General features: G+C 54.2%; 19 protein-coding genes. 9 read left to right on the top strand and 10 right to left on the bottom strand.

Annotation, left to right across the window (positions count from 1 at the left end):
- Position 1 precedes the first annotated feature (1 nt).
- Genes FBY13_RS00920 through FBY13_RS00905 form a run of 4 tightly spaced genes read left to right on the top strand, consistent with a single transcriptional unit; the run spans position 2 to position 4222 of the window.
- A complete protein-coding gene (locus FBY13_RS00920; protein WP_145393241.1) occupies positions 2-1501 on the top strand; it encodes a sugar ABC transporter ATP-binding protein in 1500 nt (499 codons plus the stop codon).
- A gap of 29 nt (positions 1502-1530) precedes the next feature.
- A complete protein-coding gene (locus FBY13_RS00915; protein WP_096010655.1) occupies positions 1531-2502 on the top strand; it encodes an ABC transporter permease in 972 nt (323 codons plus the stop codon).
- Entirely contained in the window at positions 2502-3359 is an 858-nt protein-coding gene (locus FBY13_RS00910) for a MurR/RpiR family transcriptional regulator (protein WP_096010654.1), read from the top strand. Before FBY13_RS00915 ends, FBY13_RS00910 begins: the two co-directional genes overlap by 1 nt.
- Positions 3360-3361: 2 nt before the next feature.
- Positions 3362-4222 carry a PfkB family carbohydrate kinase gene (locus tag FBY13_RS00905; RefSeq protein ID WP_145393240.1) on the top strand — a complete coding sequence of 287 codons (861 nt, stop codon included), beginning with the start codon at positions 3362-3364 and terminating at the stop codon, positions 4220-4222.
- Positions 4223-4269: 47 nt separating this feature from the next.
- On the opposite strand, the gene FBY13_RS00900 is transcribed toward FBY13_RS00905, so the two are convergent.
- The 7 genes from FBY13_RS00900 to FBY13_RS00870 all read right to left on the bottom strand — a co-directional run bounded on the left by FBY13_RS00900 (position 4270) and on the right by FBY13_RS00870 (position 10421).
- Complete coding sequence (locus FBY13_RS00900) at positions 4270-5301, bottom strand: NADP-dependent oxidoreductase (protein ID WP_145393239.1); 1032 nt, start codon at positions 5299-5301, stop codon at positions 4270-4272.
- 20 nt (positions 5302-5321) lie between these two features.
- Positions 5322-5696 (bottom strand): hypothetical protein, encoded by a 375-nt coding sequence (locus FBY13_RS00895; protein ID WP_063879565.1) that lies wholly within the window; start codon positions 5694-5696, stop codon positions 5322-5324.
- A gap of 52 nt (positions 5697-5748) precedes the next feature.
- The gene (locus FBY13_RS00890; protein WP_145393238.1) at positions 5749-6867 is read right to left on the bottom strand and encodes an FAD-binding oxidoreductase; all 1119 of its coding nucleotides are present in this window, start codon (positions 6865-6867) and stop codon (positions 5749-5751) included.
- A gap of 31 nt (positions 6868-6898) precedes the next feature.
- Positions 6899-7972, bottom strand: a complete 1074-nt coding sequence (locus FBY13_RS00885) for a Gfo/Idh/MocA family oxidoreductase (RefSeq protein ID WP_145393237.1) — start codon at positions 7970-7972, stop codon at positions 6899-6901.
- Positions 7972-8718 (bottom strand): amino acid ABC transporter ATP-binding protein, encoded by a 747-nt coding sequence (locus FBY13_RS00880; protein ID WP_063879568.1) that lies wholly within the window; start codon positions 8716-8718, stop codon positions 7972-7974. Before FBY13_RS00880 ends, FBY13_RS00885 begins: the two co-directional genes overlap by 1 nt.
- 1 nt (position 8719) lies before the next feature.
- The gene (locus FBY13_RS00875; protein WP_096010648.1) at positions 8720-9526 is read right to left on the bottom strand and encodes an amino acid ABC transporter permease; all 807 of its coding nucleotides are present in this window, start codon (positions 9524-9526) and stop codon (positions 8720-8722) included.
- 73 nt (positions 9527-9599) lie between these two features.
- The gene (locus FBY13_RS00870; protein ID WP_145393236.1) at positions 9600-10421 is read right to left on the bottom strand and encodes an ABC transporter substrate-binding protein; all 822 of its coding nucleotides are present in this window, start codon (positions 10419-10421) and stop codon (positions 9600-9602) included.
- A 195-nt stretch (positions 10422-10616) separates the two neighbouring features.
- On the opposite strand from FBY13_RS00870, the gene FBY13_RS00865 reads away from it, so the two are divergent.
- Positions 10617-11711 (top strand): LacI family DNA-binding transcriptional regulator, encoded by a 1095-nt coding sequence (locus tag FBY13_RS00865; protein ID WP_063879571.1) that lies wholly within the window; start codon positions 10617-10619, stop codon positions 11709-11711.
- 151 nt (positions 11712-11862) lie between these two features.
- Here the strand turns inward: FBY13_RS00865 and FBY13_RS00860 are convergent, their stop codons facing one another.
- The gene (locus FBY13_RS00860; RefSeq protein WP_145393235.1) at positions 11863-12426 is read right to left on the bottom strand and encodes a GNAT family N-acetyltransferase; all 564 of its coding nucleotides are present in this window, start codon (positions 12424-12426) and stop codon (positions 11863-11865) included.
- Between the two features lie 67 nt (positions 12427-12493).
- On the opposite strand from FBY13_RS00860, the gene FBY13_RS00855 reads away from it, so the two are divergent.
- Together FBY13_RS00855 and FBY13_RS00850 are read left to right on the top strand one after the other, a co-directional pair.
- A complete protein-coding gene (locus FBY13_RS00855) occupies positions 12494-12886 on the top strand; it encodes a VOC family protein (RefSeq protein WP_063879573.1) in 393 nt (130 codons plus the stop codon).
- Between the two features lie 558 nt (positions 12887-13444).
- Positions 13445-14080, top strand: coding sequence for a glutamate racemase (locus FBY13_RS00850; protein ID WP_241567900.1), 636 nt, complete (start codon positions 13445-13447; stop codon positions 14078-14080).
- Positions 14081-14109: 29 nt separating this feature from the next.
- On the opposite strand, the gene FBY13_RS00845 is transcribed toward FBY13_RS00850, so the two are convergent.
- Positions 14110-15210: an NADH:flavin oxidoreductase/NADH oxidase gene (locus tag FBY13_RS00845; protein WP_145393234.1), complete on the bottom strand. Its 1101-nt coding sequence runs from the start codon at positions 15208-15210 to the stop codon at positions 14110-14112.
- Between the two features lie 297 nt (positions 15211-15507).
- A complete protein-coding gene (locus FBY13_RS00840) occupies positions 15508-15816 on the bottom strand; it encodes a DUF1471 domain-containing protein (RefSeq protein ID WP_063879575.1) in 309 nt (102 codons plus the stop codon).
- A gap of 520 nt (positions 15817-16336) precedes the next feature.
- Between FBY13_RS00840 and FBY13_RS00835 the strand changes: the two genes are divergently transcribed.
- A complete protein-coding gene (locus FBY13_RS00835; protein WP_145393233.1) occupies positions 16337-16756 on the top strand; it encodes a hypothetical protein in 420 nt (139 codons plus the stop codon).
- A gap of 3 nt (positions 16757-16759) precedes the next feature.
- The gene (locus tag FBY13_RS00830; protein WP_063881174.1) at positions 16760-17320 is read left to right on the top strand and encodes an RNA polymerase sigma factor; all 561 of its coding nucleotides are present in this window, start codon (positions 16760-16762) and stop codon (positions 17318-17320) included.
- The last annotated feature ends 36 nt before the right edge of the window (positions 17321-17356 follow it).

Below are 17356 nucleotides of genomic sequence, written 5' to 3'. Positions count from 1 at the left end.
TATGGAACAGTATCGTTTAATGATGCGCGGCATCAACAAAACCTACGGCAGCGCCGCAGCTTTACAGAATGTCGACTTTTTTGTGAAGCCCGGTGAAGTGCATGCCCTGATTGGTGAGAATGGCGCGGGGAAATCCACGCTGTTAAATATTCTTTCCGGCGTGCGGGGCGCAGACAGTGGAGAAATCAGCGTCAACGGTCAGACGGTGCAGATGAAAAGCCCACTCAGCGCCCGTCATGCGGGGATTGCGATGATCCACCAGGAACTGCAACACGTTCCAGAGCTCTCAGTTGCGCAGAATATGTTCCTGGGCCGCCCACTGACCAAAGCAAAAGGGTGGTGGGTGGATAAAAAAGCCCAGCTGTCGCGCGCCACGCTGATTTTGAAACGGCTTGATCCCACGATCGATCCCAACAGCCCGATCAAAGATCTTAAAGTGTCTCAGCAGCAGATCGTCGAAATTGCCCGTGCGTTACTGGATGACGCTAAAATCATCGCCATGGATGAGCCGACATCCAGCCTGACGCCGCGCGAATTTGACCGGCTGGCTGAACTGATTGCCGATCTCAAGTCGCTGGGTGTGTCCTTGATCTATGTGTCACACAAGATGAACGAGATTTTCCGGGTCTGCGACCGGGCGACCATCATGCGCGATGGTAAACAGGTCGGGGTGGTGAATATCTGTGACGAGGATGAAGAGAGCATCGTCGCCAAAATGGTCGGCCGTAAGATAGAAAGGCTCGATCACAACGCCTTCGTGACCGCACAGGAAGTGTTGCGGGTCGAAAATCTGGCGCGTGGCAACGAAATATTACCCGCTAATTTTAGCGTCAACGGCGGGGAAGTGTTGGGCATTGCCGGGTTGGTCGGAGCAGGACGCACCGAGTTGCTCAAGCTGATTGCCGGTATTGACAAGCGCAGCAGCGGCACAGTACAGGTCAATGGTCAGCCCGTCCCGAATCATAATATCAGCGCGGCCATAAAAGCCGGAATCGGTCTGGTACCGGAAGACCGGAAAAAAGAGGGCATTATTAAAGCGCGCTCGGTGAAGATGAATATGGCGCTGCCGTCCATGCGTCAGTTCACCCTGGCGGGTGTGATAAATAAACTTCGGTTAAATCGGGTGGCGCACGATGTCATGAGCGACCTTAAACTTCGCCCCATGGATATTGAAAAAACCATCGGTACGCTGAGTGGCGGAAATCAACAAAAAGTCATTATCGGACGCTGGGTGGCAGCGGATGCCAAGGTCTTTTTATTTGATGAGCCCACGCGCGGCATTGATATTGGTGCCAAATCCGAAATTTATAATCTGATTGAACGACTGGCGCAGGCAGGTAAAGCCATTATTGTTGTCTCGTCAGAGATGACAGAAATTATTCGCATCTCCGATCGCGTATTAGTGATGCGGGAAGGAAAAATAACGAAAGAGTTAAAGGGCGAGGCGATTACCGAAGACAATATTGCCCGCTTTGCGATTAAAGATGTCGAAACTGCCTGAGCGAACACCTCTCTATAAAGGTTATCACTATGACGACTGAAACAAATATGCAGCCGGTTGGCCGTGCATCACCGCTGTTGAAATTTAACCTGCGCGATGCCGGAACCTTAATTGGCTTACTGATTATTGTGGTGACATTCTCTTTCCTGTCGCCGGTATTTTTTACCGTCCCGAATCTGTTGAATATTTTGCAGCAATCTTCGATTAATGCCTTGATTGCTCTGGGCATGACGCTGGTGATTATTTCAGGCGGTATTGATTTATCGGTCGGGCCAACCGCCGCACTCTCTGCCGTGTTTGGCGCAACGCTCATGGTCTCTGGCGTGCCTGTGCCCCTGGCGGTTATCGCCACGCTGGGCATTGGCGCACTGAGCGGTATTTTCAGCGGTACGCTTATCGCCTATGCCGGGCTGCAACCCTTTATCGTGACGCTGGGCGGCTTGTCGCTGTTTCGTGCCATCGCGCTGATCTACACCGGCGGCAATCCGGTCTTTGGTATTCCGATGTCGTTCCGCAGCCTGATTAACAGCACGGTGTTCGGTGTGCCAACGCCCATCGTCGTGGTGGCCGTGATTGCCCTCTGCCTGTGGACGGTAATGAACAAAACCCCGTTGGGTGAGTACATTCTGGCGATTGGCGGCAATGAAGAGGCGGCCCGCGTGGCCGGTGTGCCGGTCAAACGAACCAAAGTCACGGTGTACGTGATCTCAGGCATGCTGGCCTCTCTGGCATCGCTGATTCTGATTGGCCGCCTGGGCGCGGCGGAACCGACCATCGGCAACCTGTGGGAGCTGGACGCCATCGCCGCTGCGGCCATTGGCGGCGCGTCATTAATGGGCGGCAAAGGCAGTATCTTTGGCACCCTGATTGGGGTGATTATTTTGGGCGCGCTGCGTAACGGTCTGACCTTGCTTAATATTCAGGCGTTTTATCAATTGCTCGCTACGGGTCTTATTATTATCATAGCGATGTTGATTGACCGAGCGACCCGAGGCAAGTAATGAAGCAAGATCCGCGAGCCATTGGCGCTCAGATACGTATGCGATTACCTCAACTGACGCCGTTAGAACGGCGGGTTATTGAGGCAATCACTGCCAGAACCGATATTACCGAACAAACGTCGTTAAAAGAGATCGCGCAGGAGAACGGTGTATCGGAAGCAATGGTGGTTAAGATCACGAAAAAGCTTAACTTCACAGGATTCAGAAATTTCAGAAGCAGTTTAATTTATTATAACGCCTCTGAAGTGGCAGGTTTGCATGCGGAAATTGAGCCCGATGATTCATCGGAACAGTTACTGGCGAAAGTATTCAGAACCTCAATTCAGGCCATTGAAGAAACCCTGTCGGTTTTAGATGTCTCTGAATTTAACCGTGCGGCAGAGATTATTTTTAAGGCCCGTCATATCGATCTTTATGCCGTGGGCGGATCGGCAACGGTTGCGCGCGATCTTTCCCACAAGATGCTTAAGATTGGGATTAAATCCACCGCTTATGATGATGCCCATATAATGCTGATGTCTGCGGCAGTGTTATCTGATGATGATGTGGTTATCGCCATCAGTCACTCCGGTGCCACGCGTGCTGTGAACGATCCGGTTAAATTAGCCGCCCGTAACGGTGCCAGAGTGATTGTGATTACGAATTACGCCGAGTCGCCTGTTGCGCGTCATGCGCATGTGGTACTTAATTCAACTTCTCAGGGATCGCATCTGTTAGGTGAAAATGCCGCATCACGAATTGCCCAGTTAAATATACTGGATGCGCTGTTCGTGGCTATCGCGAAAAAGGATTTAAAGCGGGCGGAGAAAAACCTGATCAAAACCCAGCATGCGGTTCAGGATCTGCGGGAATTCTGAGCATGAGTAAAATTGCAGTCACCGGCAGTCTTCATTACGACATTATGCTGGATGCCCATCATCGGCCTGAAAAGGGCGAAACGGTAATGGGGAACGCCTGTCACTACAAGTTTGGTGGCAAAGGCGGTAACCAGGCGATAGCGGCAGCCAATGCTGGCGCAGATGTACGTTTTATCGGGGCCGTAGGGGCCGATGAACAGGGTGTGTTTTTACTGAATACGCTGCGTCAGGCCGGGGTTAACACCGATTCGGTCACAACGATTAACGATGTCCCGTCTGGCATGAGCGTGGCGATTACCGACGCGGAAGGCGACTATGGTGCGGTGGTGGTATCCAATGCCAATCAGCACATAGCGGCGGAGCCGTTCATGCAGGCCGGTTTCTGGCAGGATGTGTCGATGCTGGTGTTGCAAAATGAAGTGCCGGAAGCGGTGAATCTGGCGGCGGCGCAGGCTGCGCGGCGGCAGCGTATTCCGGTATGCATTAATGCCGCCCCGGCTCGCCAGCTCTCTGCCGAATTTGAACGCTGCGTCGATTTGCTGGTGGTGAATGCGGTTGAAGCCCGGGATATGAGCGGCGTAGCGGTGACCGATCTGCTGTCAGCCAGACAGGCGGCAGAGCAGCTGGCATCACGTTTCAGTCGTGTTGTGGTCACGGCAGGGGAACATGGCGTGGCTTTCAGCGAAGCCGGCGAAACGCACAGCCTGCCTGCCCGTCAGATTACGTTGGTCAGCACGCACGGCGCGGGTGACTGCTTTATGGGCGTCTTGTGCAAGGCGCTTAATGATGGCCATGACCTTGCGCACGCGGTAGCAACCGCCAACGATGCTGCGGCAGAGCACGTCTCACGCCCGATCAGATAAAAAAAATGCAACGTCAGGGACGTTGCATTTTTACAGGATCGGCTGGATTACGAGGCGACTTTAACCACGGTTTTTCCGAAGTTTTTGCCGTTCAGCATATCGATAAAGGCTTTGGGGGCCTGTTCAAGGCCCTCAATCACGTGTTCGCGATACTGAATTTTTTTGCTCTCAACCAACGGCGTCATGGCTTTCAGGAATTCGGGATAGCGATGGCCGTAATCCTGGAAAATAATGAAACCCTGCATACGAATACGACGTTTCAGGATGCCCGCCATAATCAGCGAGGTTCTGTCCGGACCGGCAGGGAGTGCTTTCTGGCTGTAGGCGGAAACCAGACCGCAGACCGGCACGCGCGCGGCGGTGTTTAACAGCGGGAAGACGGCGTCGAACACTTTGCCACCGACGTTTTCGAAATAGATATCGATGCCGTCCGGACAGGCGTTTTTAAGCTGTTCTTCAAAGTCCGGGCTGTGGTGATTGATACAGGCATCGAACCCCAGGTTTTCTACAGCATGACGGCATTTTTCTTCGCCGCCCGCCACGCCCACCACGCGACAGCCTTTCATTTTACCTAACTGACCCACAGTGGCACCCACCGGACCGGTTGCGGCGGCGACCACGAGGGTTTCACCTTCTTTCGGCTGACCGATGTCCATTAATCCCATATAGGCGGTAAAACCGGGCATGCCCAGAATACCCAGCGCCCAGGAAGGATGGGGCAGATTGTTATCCAGACGGGCAACATCTTTGCCATCAGAAACCGCATATTCCTGCCAGCCACTTTGGCAAAGTACCCAGTCGCCCTCTTTAAACTCACTGTTTTTAGATGCAGCGACCTGACATACCGTACCGCCGACCATCGGTTGATCCAGCTCAGCCGGTGGCGCGTACGATTTTCCCTCATCCATGCGTCCACGCATGTAAGGGTCCAGTGACAGATAAATCGTCCGCAGTAAGATCTCGCCGTCTTTGAGCTCCGGCGTCGGCTGCGCAACATAACGGAAATTCTCTTCCGTTGGTTCACCCTGTGGGCGTGAAGCCAGAAGCCAGGCGTGATTTGTTGTCGATTGTTCAGTCATAGTGTCGTCCTTTGCATGGGCTAACCGCTACGGGTTGCCGGGAATGAATGGCTAAAGTGTAGATGACTGAAAAAAGGATGCTTAACCCTGCTGGCGGTTAACGGGCAGGAGGGAAAGGGCAAGACCGGCGCGCGACGCAACAGCGCGCGTTTCTGCTGGGGGGATTCGGATTGCTCTGAATCACCCGCGCGGCGTGACAGTGCTTTAACGCGCGAAGCGGGTTGGCGGTGGCGCTTTTCAGGACCGCCGTGACAGCCCTGGTGTGAGACACAGCCGCTAAAACTGCGGAAACCGAGGTTAGCAGACCTGATATTTGTCTCTTTCTGCAGGCGAGTCAAAATCAAGCCTGCGCCAGTAACGACATGCACGGCAGTGACAGGCTTCAGGGCGTTCATCCAGCGCCATAACGGCCATCACCGCATCACCGCCATGAACGCTGGAAAGGGCTTAGCTAAATCTTTCTGGCCGGAAAGTGGCGAGCATCGGATGTTGCACACCATTGAGTATTTCATCGGTGAGAAGCTCGCCCAAAATCAGTGCCAGCGTTGCGCCCGAATGGGTAAACGCAACAAAGCACCCCGGCACTTTTTTCAGCTCCCCGACAACCGGTTCCCCGTCACCCGGAACCGGCTTTAACCCGATTTTCCAGCTCTTTGCGTCCAGGGGTTTACCCTCACCAATCAGTTTACCGGCTTCCGCCATTAACTGGCTGATGACCGCCTGATCAATGCTGTACTGACCATCGGCATGCGCAACGATATCCTCTTCGTACCAGTCATGGTCCACCGCCAGCGTATTGCCCGGATTGGGGCGTATCGCCGCGCGCGGCGTGTTCATGACAACCTGCAAACCCTGATTTTGTGCAGTGCTGGTGACCAGCATGGCGACAGGCGACGCGTTTGCAATGTGCACACCAAGCGGCGCAACCACCTCGGGTGTCCAGGGGCCACAGGCGACGAGCACACAATCTGCGCTAAACTCACCGCGCTTTTCGCTACGAATGCCTGTCGCATGCCCCGCAGTGGTGATCACGCTTGCTTTTCCCGCATGCTCAACGACTTCGCCGCCTGAGGCTTTGAACTCATGAATCAGATGTTCCATAAGATGGGGCAGGCTGACCCAGCCTTCACCCGGATTGGCAATCGCGACACGGGTAAGGGCGGTTCTGTTCACCTGAGGGTCAACACGATTTACTGTGGTGTGATCGACAAGGAGAGATTCGTAGCCATGCGCTTTTTCGTAATCATGGCGCGCCAGGGTTCCCGCATCATCGTCCTCCTCCCAGAACAGCGCGCCATCAAAACGCAGCCAGTCGAGATCGGGATGGCGTGCAAACAGGGTATGGTAACGCGCAATTCCTGCCATTCTTAGCGCATGATAAGGTTGCGACCGTTCGCCCGACGAGTTGAGCCAGGAAAGTGAACGTCCCGAGGCCCCGGAGCAGAGTTCCGCTTCGGTTACCAGCGTCACTCTGGCACCGGCTTTGGCCAGTTGCCAGGCGGTTGATACGCCCAGCACGCCACCGCCCAGTACAACAACGGTTTTGACTACAGCTTGTTCAGTCATGATTGATTCCTTTGTTAAAAAGTTACGCCGTTCAGGCAGTACGCACGCGGTTTTGCTGATGAAGCTGATCGATAAGCTTCAGTACCGCAAGTGCCTCATCTGTCTCGACAGGCGGTGGGCCGCCATGCAAAAGCGCACTGGCAAGCAATTGATAAAATGCGGGATAGTTACCGCGCTCCAGGATAACGACATCGCTTTCCTCCGCGGTCCCCATCCGGGGATAACCTTCGGACGGCGTAACGCCGTACTGGTTGTCCGTGGGCGACATGCCTGCAGCCAGCTGTGGCTCCTGGTTATCCAGTCCCCAGTGGGTAAAGGCGCGCGTGCTGCCCAGCAGATGGAAGCGCGGGGCGTTCAGGGCAGCCTGACCATTCATCCACAGCCGCGAACGCACGCCGTTTTTATGCAGCAAGGAGACAAAACAATCCTCGTCGGTGTCCGACTGTTGGCCCGAATAGCGGGCTAACTCGGCGCTGGCTTCCTCTACCGGACCGAATAGCTGTATGGTCTGATCAATCAGATGACTGCCGAGATCCAGCAGCAGGCCGCCGCCTTGGGCAAGGGACACCGTGTCACGCCAGTTGCCAAACCCCTCAGGTCGCCACCACTCAAAGCGGGATTCAAAACTTCTTACTGTGCCAAACGCCTCTTCCTGCACCAGGCGCTTAAGCGTCAGAAAATCCCCATCCCAACGGCGATTGTGAAAGACCGTCAGCAAGGTATTGGCTTGACGGGCAGCGCTAATCATCGCTTCTGCCGCCTCGACGTCAGGGGCGAAGGGTTTGTCCACCACCAGATGAATGCCGCGCATACTGGCCTGCAAAGCCTGTTCACGATGTTGTGCGGGTGGTGTGGCCAGCACGATGAGATCCAGGGCGATTTCACCGCTGTCGATAAGCTGCATCAGCGAAGGCCAGTCCGGCACAATCCGTGCCTGCGGGTAACCTTGCTGGGCGGATGCCACGCGCTGTTCATCGCGACTGACAATCACGTCAAGCCGGTAATCGGCATTGTGCGCTAGCAGCGGGGCATGAAAGACGTTTCCGGCAATACCAAAACCCACCAGCGCCGTGCGGACAGGACCTGAAACGGTAGAATGTGACATCAGAGCACCTCCGATAAAAATCGCTGTAAACGGGCAGACTGGGGACGTTCAAACAGTTGCTCGGGCGTGCCGGCTTCGACGATCTCGCCTTCGTCCATAAATACCACCTGGTCGGCAACGCGTCGGGCGAATCCCATCTCATGTGTCACCACCACCATTGTCATGCCACGCTGACACAGCTCGGCCATCAGCGTCAGCACGCCTTTCACCAGTTCGGGGTCGAGTGCGGAGGTGGCTTCGTCAAACAGCATCACTTCCGGTTCCATCGCCAGCGCCCGGGCGATGGCCACGCGTTGTTGCTGCCCCCCGGAAAGATCGCGCGGTCGATGATCGGTGCGTTGTGCTAATCCCACTTCGGCCAGACGTTGCCTGGCAATGCTCAGCGCCTTCGCTTTCGGCTGGCCTTTGACTTTCCACGGTGCCAGCGCCACGTTTTCCAGCGCGCTGTGGTCGGGGAACAAATTGAAGTGTTGAAACACCATGCCGATGCGCAGTCGCAGCGCATCGGGTTTGTCTTTTAATACCGAGCGGCCGGCGAGTAAAACATCGCCGCTTTTCGGTTCATGCAGGCGGTTTATGCCCCGCAGTAACGTCGATTTTCCCGACCCGGAAGGGCCGATAATGCAGGTCGTGGTGCCGGGGGCGATGGCTAACGACACATTGCGCAGCACTTCAATCGGGCCGTATGCCAGGGTCAGATTGCGCAGCTCAAGGCTTGCACCATGAAAGGCAGAAGAGGTTGCCATGTTAATGTCCTTGTCCGCTGGTCAGAGAGGCAGTGGGCGCGACCGCCCGTTTTACATCCACTTCATCGATTTCTTTTAAACCGCTCTGAGGGGCCGCAGCACGACGGCGTCCGGTGCGGTAACGGATATCGATGTGGTTCACGGCGTGCGTGAGTGGCACGGTAATCACCAGATAAAACAGGCCGGCCAGCATCAGTGGAGACAGGTTGCCGCTCAGTACCGCAGCATCCTGGCCTACCCGGAACAGCTCTCGCTGATAAGTCATCAGCCCCAGCAGGTACACCAGTGAAGAGTCTTTGATGATGGCGATAAACTGGTTCACGATGGCGGGTAATACACGCCGGATGCCCTGTGGAATGATCACCAGCCGCATGGCCCGGCTATAACTCATGCCCAGCGCCCGACAGGCTTCCATCTGACCCTGTTCGATGCTCTGAATACCCGCACGAAAGATTTCACCCATGTAGGCACTTGCAATCAGGCTTAGGGCAAAGATGCCGAGGGGATAAGGCGTGGGGCCAAATAACTGGTAACTGAAACGCGCCAGCCCCTGACCAATAAGCAAAATGGTGAGGATGGAAGGCAGGCCGCGAAACAAGTCGGTATACAGCCGGGCAGGCAGGCGCAGCCAGCGCGAAGGTGAGATCCCCATCAGCGCCAGGATCAGGCCGAAAAAGGTGCCAAGTAGCGTGGCCGACACCGAGATAATCATGGTGTTAACCAGCCCCGTTGCCAGCAACTGGGGCAGGACGTCCATCATCGCAGGGATATCGAAGAAGGTACGCGAAAGAATAGTAATGAGATCCATAGCCGATTCTCTTTTGCGGGTGACAGACAGGGTCCATCACCAGGTACATTCACACGCACAACGTGCGCGGCGATTAAGGGTGCTGGGGCAGGTACTGTGCAGGCATCGGCGAGCCAGGGAACCACTTCTCATAAAGCTTTTCCCAGGTGCCATCCTGCATCGCATCTTTAATGGCTTTATCCAGCGCCGCTTTGAACGCTGGCTTGTTTTTGGCTATCGCCACCCCGGCAGGCGCATCAAAAGAAGGGATATTCGCGGCCATGACCAGATTGAAGCGCGCGGCATAATCTTTGGCGGCTTCATAATCAAGGAAGGTGGCATCAAGCGTGCCGTTATTCAGCGCGGAAACCGCCGCGTTGTTGTCAGGAAACCGAACCAGGTCGGTCTGTTTAAAGTGCTGCAGCGCATAGGTTTCCTGCAGCGTTCCCTGAATCACGCCCAGTCGCTTATGGGCCAGCGTCTCGACATTTTTCACGCCAGAATCACTGCGCGTTAACACCGTCAAATAACCCGCCAGATAACCTGTCGAGAAATCCACGGTTTTTTCACGGGCGGGGGTAATGCCGATTGCGGCTACGCCCGCGTCATATTGCCCGTTGGCGACGGCGGGCAGGATGGCAGAGAAATCTTGCCCAACGAAATCCACCTTATCGATCCCGATGCGATTGGCTACATTTCTGAAAAATTCGACGTCAAAACCGGTGAAATTGCCGTTTTTGTCCGTAAAAGTATAAGGCTTTGAATCACCCAGACTGGCGACACGCAGGTGCCCCGGTTCGATTAAGCCATACGGATTGTTATCACTTGCCGCGTGTGCACTGAAGCTGGCTGAGAGCATTACAGCAATGCCAAACAGGGCTGCGGATAAAGAGGGTAAACGTTTATGCGATGTCATAAAGCTCTTCCGATTTTGCAGGTGAAACGTCAGAGTCCACTTAGCCGGTGATATTATATTGAGACCGGTCTCAGTGAGGCGTAAAATGAAACCGGTGCTTGTTGTGAGACCGGTCTCAAGTGGATATAATGATATTAAGCACACGCTTTAAGCAGCGTCAATCCAGATGTTATCAACTTGTGATTCGAAATAATTATGACAACAAAAAAACCTCAATTACGGGGGCCGACGGTCGCGGATGTTGCACGCCAGGCAGGCGTTTCCAAAGCGCAGGCAGCAAGAGCGTTAGGCGGATATGGATCGGTCAGTGAAGATGTTCAAACCCGTGTGGCTCAGGCGGCGGAAACGCTGGGCTATCGGCCCAATGAACTGGCACGCAGCATGAACACCGGGCGTTCAAATACCCTTGGCGTCATCGTGGGCGATATCGAAAACCCCCATTTTGGGCTGGCATTACGCGGCATGGCCGATGTTGCCCGCCAGGCGGGTTTTCATTTGCTCCTGAGTAACAGTGATGAAACCGTGGAAGAGGAGCGAGAAGCCGTACGTGTGATGCTGGATAAACGCGTCGATGGCATCATTGTGGCGCCCTGTAGCTCCCTGGCACGGGATAATGAACATCTGAAACAGGTGCTGGTGGAAGGGCGGGCACTGATGACGTTTGACCGCTCTGTCGAAGGGCTGGAGGTGGAAACGATTCAGGCAAACTTTCTGAACGTGGCAAAGCATGCCACGGAATTATTACTGAACGCTGGCCACCAACGTATCGCTTATCTTTCCAGTATGCGCATCGCAACACCTTATTCCCACTCTGTGGCGCTGGGGCCCACGCCTGTCGCGCAACGTGTTAAAGGCATGATTGATGCGCACCATGAAGCGGGAAAGGTTCTCGATCCGGCCCTGGTCCGTCTGAATGCTATTAATAATGACTGCATTGAGCAGATCTTAACTGAACTGCTCGCACTCTCCGATCCGCCCAGCGCATTGATCGCCTCGGATAATCTCATTGCCATGGGGATACTGCGCGGACTGGCAAAACGCGGGCTACGCGTTCCCGAGGATATCTCGTTCGTGATGTATGATGATTTTCCCTGGACCGAACTGATGACGCCGGCGATTACCGTCGTGGCGCAGCCAGTGTATGAGATGGGCAGAGAGGCTGCGCGCAGGCTGATCTGCCATATCCGACAGCAACCGGCCGGCGCGTTACCTGAGTTTGAAAGCTGGATGGTGGTGCGGGGATCGATTGGCGAAAAGCGGCCAAAAGCGTGCAGAGAATCTGGCGGCTAGCTTGCGTTGTTGGCAGCAACCACGGCAACCGCATTGATCTCCAGAGACCGCTGTTCGGGTTGTAATCAACCAGCTTATCAGCCGTCGTGATGTCGGCGCCTTCACTGCGCGAGCCTTAAGAATCTGCGTTTCAGCAGATGAACAACTGCTATTACTCTCTGGCGCTGGGGGTGTTGCCCGCCGCCCTCAGTGCTTGCCACGCTTTCTGATTAATCGAATAAAACAGGCTGGGTGGTGCATTGTCGACATCATAGATCTCGTCGATAAACCGCAAACCGGTTTTTTCCAGCACGCGTATTGAGGCCTGATGAGGGCGTCTTACCGAGGCTGAAATCGTCTCCAGCCCCAGTTCGCCAAAACCATAGTCAACGGCGAAGCGTGACAACTCGGTAGCGAACCCTTTGCCCCAGGCGTGGGTGGCGAAGCGGTAGCCAAGGTTGTTGACGGTCCTTTCGCCATAGGTGCGCACGCTTAATCCACCAAAGCCGATGATGATCTCTGGCGCTTCCTGGGTCGCTATCGCCCAGCTGTCATAGCCATAACGCTGAAACGACGCCAGTCTGTCGGCCAGCACCTTTTGCGCGTGGGCCAGGTCAGGATAAGGGCCTGCGGGGTTAAACGTATTGGTCGCGGGGTCGCCGTAAATGCTGAACAGATCCTTGTCATCGGAAGGGCGCATAGCTCTGAGCAACAAACGCGCGGTCTGAAGATGCACTATAAACCTCACTGTAAAGTCATCTGAATGGCGTATTAATAGCCTGTTTACTCAACAAGGAGAAGTGATGAATATTCAGCAAATGCGTATTGCGCGGCCCGTGAGCGATGTAGCCGCAAGCAGCAGCCTGTATTGTGCCGGTCTGGGACTCACGCGCATGGGAGAATTCACGGATCATGAGGGTTTTAGCGGGGTGATGTTGGGCGATAAAACCCTGTCATGGCATCTGGAATTTACCCAATGTCATCACCATCCTGTACAACCGGCTTCGACAGCCGAGGATCTTCTGGTGCTTTATCTGCCGGATGAAACCCACTGGCAACAGCGCTGCTCAGACCTGACGCGCGCAGGCTTTGTGAGAGTCACCGCGTTTAATCCTTATTGGGAGAAAAACGGCGCAACCTTTCAGGACAACGATGGTTATCGGCTCGTGCTTCAGCACGGCGCGTGGCAACCTTAACGCCTGCCTTTTCAGTTTCGCGCGTTACAGGCGCTTTGTTTCAGTTAATGCGAAGCAAAGCGCAACGCACTATCGTCGCCAGACGTTAATTTTATGGCAATCAATTAAACGTTAATGCATGGCATATTTTCATTTACGTTGTCGATAGAGCGAATTCTTGCCTGTAACCAACAGGGTTTTACGACTGACATCGGCTTTTTTTAAAACTCAGCGCAACGGCTAAGCCACGGAATTTTTCACAGGCACTACAGCAACTGCCATTCTGATGCCCGATCTTGTTAACGCAATTTCCCCGCGATTCTTTTGCTTTTACCTCTACCGCACGCATCTTTTTCATGGTGGCTGAGGTCAGCGTGATTCGTCGTTAAACGCCTACTGCGCCGCACACTTTCCGCATAAGCGACTAACAGCGATAGCGGACGTGATGGTTAGCGGATTCGTCAGGCAATGCCCACGTCTGTCAAAGTGGACATCTCTGCGTGCGAAAGCCTGGTGTTGGTGCCGGGATAAACGCATGGCATGATGGGGAACGTTTTCTAGCCAAAGAGCCAACACGTGATCAATATTGCCTGCTTACATACCGCCGCCAGCAATATCGCCATCTTTGACGATGCTGCCCGGCAGCTTAATCTGACGCATCTGCAGCTCAGCCATCTGGTCATGCCGCACCTGCTGGCGGAAGCCGAAGCCAGCGGTGGCCTGACGGCAGGGCTTTACGATCGGCTGGTGATGCTGCTACAGGATCTGCAACCGCATTTTGATGTCATTCTGATCACCTGTTCAACGCTTGGGCCGGTTTCTGCCGCGTTTTTTCCGCTCAAAAAACCCTGCGCTGTCTGGCGTACCGACGGCATGTTGGCAAAAGCCGTGCACAGCAATGAGAAAAAAACGGTGGTGCTTTGTGCCGCTGAATCCACACTCGGCGCAACACGGGCACTTTTCTGCACTAACGGACGGACGCCTGAAGTGCGGCTTATCCCGGATGCGTGGCAGCGATTTAAAGCGGGTGATGAGGCGGGATATCTTCACTGTGTGCGTACGGCGGTAGAAGATGCCTGGCTGCAGGGCGCAGAGCAGGTGGTGCTGGCTCAAAGTTCGATGGCACCGGTTGCGCAGTTTTTTACACCGCAACGTCAGCCGTTGTCAGGGCCTCATCTGGCGCTGCTGCAGTGTCATCATCACCTCAACCGTTGAGGCCGCAACCAGGTTGCGGCCCGTACAGGTTATTCGTCTGGTTTCAGCGTGCCTTTTGCCCCGTGGGGTTCTGAGCGCAGATACTGTGGCGGTGCTTTGACGTTGGCGCTAAATTCAGCCGCGGCGTGCCATGGCCAGCGCGGGTTATAAAGCATTCCACGGGCCAGTGCGACCAGGTCGGCTTCGTCCTGTTGTAAAATCGCCTCGGCCTGCTGCGGCTCGGTAATCAATCCCACCGCAATCACCGGAATACCAATTTGCTGGCGGATATCGCGCGCAAAGGGAACCTGATAGTTTGGTCCGACCTTGATCTGCTGCTGTTCAGACAGCCCACCGCTGGAGACGTGAATATAGGCGCAGTTCAGGGATTCAAGCTGCTTTGAGAAGGCGATGGACTGGCTGACATCCCATCCACCCTCTACCCAGTCGCTGGCTGAAATCCGCACGCCAACCGGAATCTCTGCCGGAACGGCTTCGCGCACCGCCTTAAACACCTCTAAAGGAAAACGCATCCGGTTTTCCAGCGAGCCGCCGTATTCATCGCTCCGCACGTTGGATAACGGGGAAAGGAACTGATGCAGCAGATAGCCATGGGCGGCGTGAACTTCAATTAATTCAATCCCCAGACGAACGGCGCGTTTTGCCGTCGCGACAAAGGCATTTTTAACGCGCTCAAGATCGCTGACCTGCATTTCCAGCGGAAGATGCTCGCCGTCACTGAACGACAGGGCAGAGGGGGCAAGGGTTTGCCAGCCGCCATCCTGAGGCGCAATCTGCTTGCCACCTTCCCAGGGAACGGTACAGGAGGCTTTACGCCCGGCATGGCCTAACTGAATCCCGATAGGCATGTCGGAATAGTGGCGAATATCGTGCAGGACGTCAGCCAGCGCGGTTTCGGTTTCATCGTTCCACAAGCCCAGGTCGCCGTAAGTGATTCGGCCAATATCTTCAACGGCGGTGGCTTCAATAATCAACAAGCCTGCGCCCGAAAGGGCGAGATGGCCAAGGTGGATACGATGCCAGGCGGTCGCACGACCTTCCTCGGCCGAATACTGACACATGGGCGCAATAACGATCCTGTTATCCAGGGTTAACTCACCCAGAGAGAAGGGGGAAAAGAGTTTACTCATAAAAACCTCATTGTCTGCGCTCGGTTAACAGTCTGGTGAAAACTATAGTGGCTGATTGGCAAACGCGTGCGTAAAGCAGCGTAACAATTTATTGGTGATGACGGTTACCGTATTTAGTTACAGCATACATATAAAGTGAAACTAACAGGTGCAATATGAGGATAAGTCATGGGCTGTAGATAATGGAGTCTATCAGCCTAAGCAGGCAAAAGGGGCGTGAACCCTGCTGTTAATGCCGACGATAACAGCAGGGTTCAGGGCGTAGAATAACGCGTTGCGAAGATTGATCGGTCACAATCAGGCTCTCTGCAATGCCTTCTCATCAAGCGAATACAGGGTAGCTGTCGCTTCCAGAATATGCTGCTGGTCATTACCGGGCTTATGGGAATCGACGTGGGTAATGTGATAGCCGACCGCACCGGCCTCAGTCGCTTTGCGCAGCAGTGCATCCGTGATTTCTTCCATCGAGGTTGCCCAGGTCACGGTCGTCACGCCCATCGGCTTGATAGCATTTTTTTCTTCCTGGGATAAGCCAGTGCGGATAAAAACGGGGCTTACTGTCTGAGGAGAAAAGATAGACAAAATATCCTGAACAAGTGCTTTCATTTTCGTGCTCCTGAGTATCTGAATTTACAGCATCACGCGCCTGTTAAGCGCCATCGATTTATTAATTCGCCATGGGTTCGATTAACGCATGCATGTTAAGGACTGTCGGCAAAAGTTATAAAATACCTTTTCGAGTTAACGAATTTGGCTTTTCTTGCTAATCAGATGCTTATGAAAGCTTCAGCCACACTTGAGCTGAAATATGGCAGGTTTTTCGTGTCTGCTTACAGGTTGTGAAATCCAGATACAAAATATCAACACAAAACTAACAATTGAGCGGGGAGCGCACGAAGTGCGTTGAAAAGGGCGCATGGCTGCACGATAAGCAAACATAACCGACGTGTTGCATTGGGCCATGATGAAGACATCGCCACGATATTGTCATCACCGACTGCCTGGTCGCGAGCGTGCCAACCATCCCATTTCTGCCGCTTTTTTTTACAACGTCAGCAATATTATGCCGCCTCATTCGTCTACCTCATCACACAGGATTGTTAATTACTGATGAGGTCACCTTGATATGAGAGATATTGATAACCATCCGTTCCGTCATGCCCGTGGTATGGGCAGAAACCGACTGGCGAAGCCATTGATCGTCGGTGTCGTTTTAATTGTCGCGCTGTGTCTGCTGGTCATGTCACTATGGAACGCCTTACTGCCCGCCATTATTGGGGTCAAAACGATCGGTTTCTGGCAGTCTGCGGGACTGTTGTTACTGTGCCGGATTCTGTTTGGCGGATTGGGGATCAGGCCGGGGATGTTTGGCCATGCCCGACGCCGTATGCATGAGCGCTGGATGCAGATGACACCAGAACAACGAGACGCATTTATGAAGCAACGTCGTGACGGTTTTGGTCATCGGGGACACCATTGCCGGGATAAAGCACGGAACGAACAGCCGCCGTCTCCCAATGACAGCCATGATGCCCGGACTGAGTAGACGATGAAGGCCAGCGCATCGCAAACCTCATCATGGATAAAAGCGCTTACGCTCTGCAGAACAAAACTCCACTCTTTTATTCGCGCCCGTACCTCAGCACGCGATGAGGCTGAGGATATTTTGCAGGAAATTACCTGTCAGCTGATGGGCGTGGAACAGCCGGTTGAGAATATCTCCGCCTGGCTGTTTCGTGCAGCGCGAAATGAAATGACGGACCGGGCGCGTAAGAAGCGGGAACTGCCGCTTTCCGTCTTCAGGGAAAACGATGAGGAGGAGGCGGTAGAAAACGAACTGGCTGAAACCCTGTTTGGCCTTCCGCAAACGCCAGAAGATGATTACCTCAGAGCACTGCTCTGGGACGCGCTGGAAGAGGCATTATCCGAACTTCCGCCCGCTCAGTTTGAGGTGTTTGACCAGACGGAGCTACAGGGGATCAGCTATAAAGCGCTCTCACAATCAACCGGGATAAGTGTTCAGACCTTGCTGTCGCGCAAGCATAAAGCGGTGCTGTATCTGCGTATGCGTTTGCGTGCGGTCTACGACGATCTGGTAAATAACGACTAAAAAAGGCGGCCACTGGCCGCCAGAGTGCGCCTTATC

Source organism: Pantoea sp. SJZ147, assembly GCF_007828605.1.
Classification (GTDB): domain Bacteria; phylum Pseudomonadota; class Gammaproteobacteria; order Enterobacterales; family Enterobacteriaceae; genus Pantoea; species Pantoea allii.
Note: the sequence above shows the minus strand (reverse complement) of the source record. Positions and strands in the feature narration are given on the sequence as shown.

What these genes read in the sequence shown, in the direction of transcription:
- FBY13_RS00890 (WP_145393238.1), bottom strand. Translation starts at nt 6,867, where the DNA reads ATGACTGAACAAGCTGTAGTCAAAACCGTTGTTGTACTGGGCGGTGGC.
- FBY13_RS00920 (WP_145393241.1), top strand. Translation starts at nt 2, where the DNA reads ATGGAACAGTATCGTTTAATGATGCGCGGCATCAACAAAACCTACGGC.
- FBY13_RS00835 (WP_145393233.1), top strand. Translation starts at nt 16,337, where the DNA reads ATGAGAGATATTGATAACCATCCGTTCCGTCATGCCCGTGGTATGGGC.
- FBY13_RS00905 (WP_145393240.1), top strand. Translation starts at nt 3,362, where the DNA reads ATGAGTAAAATTGCAGTCACCGGCAGTCTTCATTACGACATTATGCTG.
- FBY13_RS00830 (WP_063881174.1), top strand. Translation starts at nt 16,760, where the DNA reads ATGAAGGCCAGCGCATCGCAAACCTCATCATGGATAAAAGCGCTTACG.
- FBY13_RS00870 (WP_145393236.1), bottom strand. Translation starts at nt 10,421, where the DNA reads ATGACATCGCATAAACGTTTACCCTCTTTATCCGCAGCCCTGTTTGGC.
- FBY13_RS00895 (WP_063879565.1), bottom strand. Translation starts at nt 5,696, where the DNA reads ATGAACGCCCTGAAGCCTGTCACTGCCGTGCATGTCGTTACTGGCGCA.
- FBY13_RS00900 (WP_145393239.1), bottom strand. Translation starts at nt 5,301, where the DNA reads ATGACTGAACAATCGACAACAAATCACGCCTGGCTTCTGGCTTCACGC.
- FBY13_RS00875 (WP_096010648.1), bottom strand. Translation starts at nt 9,526, where the DNA reads ATGGATCTCATTACTATTCTTTCGCGTACCTTCTTCGATATCCCTGCG.
- FBY13_RS00840 (WP_063879575.1), bottom strand. Translation starts at nt 15,816, where the DNA reads ATGAAAGCACTTGTTCAGGATATTTTGTCTATCTTTTCTCCTCAGACA.
- FBY13_RS00880 (WP_063879568.1), bottom strand. Translation starts at nt 8,718, where the DNA reads ATGGCAACCTCTTCTGCCTTTCATGGTGCAAGCCTTGAGCTGCGCAAT.
- FBY13_RS00915 (WP_096010655.1), top strand. Translation starts at nt 1,531, where the DNA reads ATGACGACTGAAACAAATATGCAGCCGGTTGGCCGTGCATCACCGCTG.
- FBY13_RS00855 (WP_063879573.1), top strand. Translation starts at nt 12,494, where the DNA reads ATGAATATTCAGCAAATGCGTATTGCGCGGCCCGTGAGCGATGTAGCC.
- FBY13_RS00845 (WP_145393234.1), bottom strand. Translation starts at nt 15,210, where the DNA reads ATGAGTAAACTCTTTTCCCCCTTCTCTCTGGGTGAGTTAACCCTGGAT.
- FBY13_RS00910 (WP_096010654.1), top strand. Translation starts at nt 2,502, where the DNA reads ATGAAGCAAGATCCGCGAGCCATTGGCGCTCAGATACGTATGCGATTA.
- FBY13_RS00885 (WP_145393237.1), bottom strand. Translation starts at nt 7,972, where the DNA reads ATGTCACATTCTACCGTTTCAGGTCCTGTCCGCACGGCGCTGGTGGGT.
- FBY13_RS00865 (WP_063879571.1), top strand. Translation starts at nt 10,617, where the DNA reads ATGACAACAAAAAAACCTCAATTACGGGGGCCGACGGTCGCGGATGTT.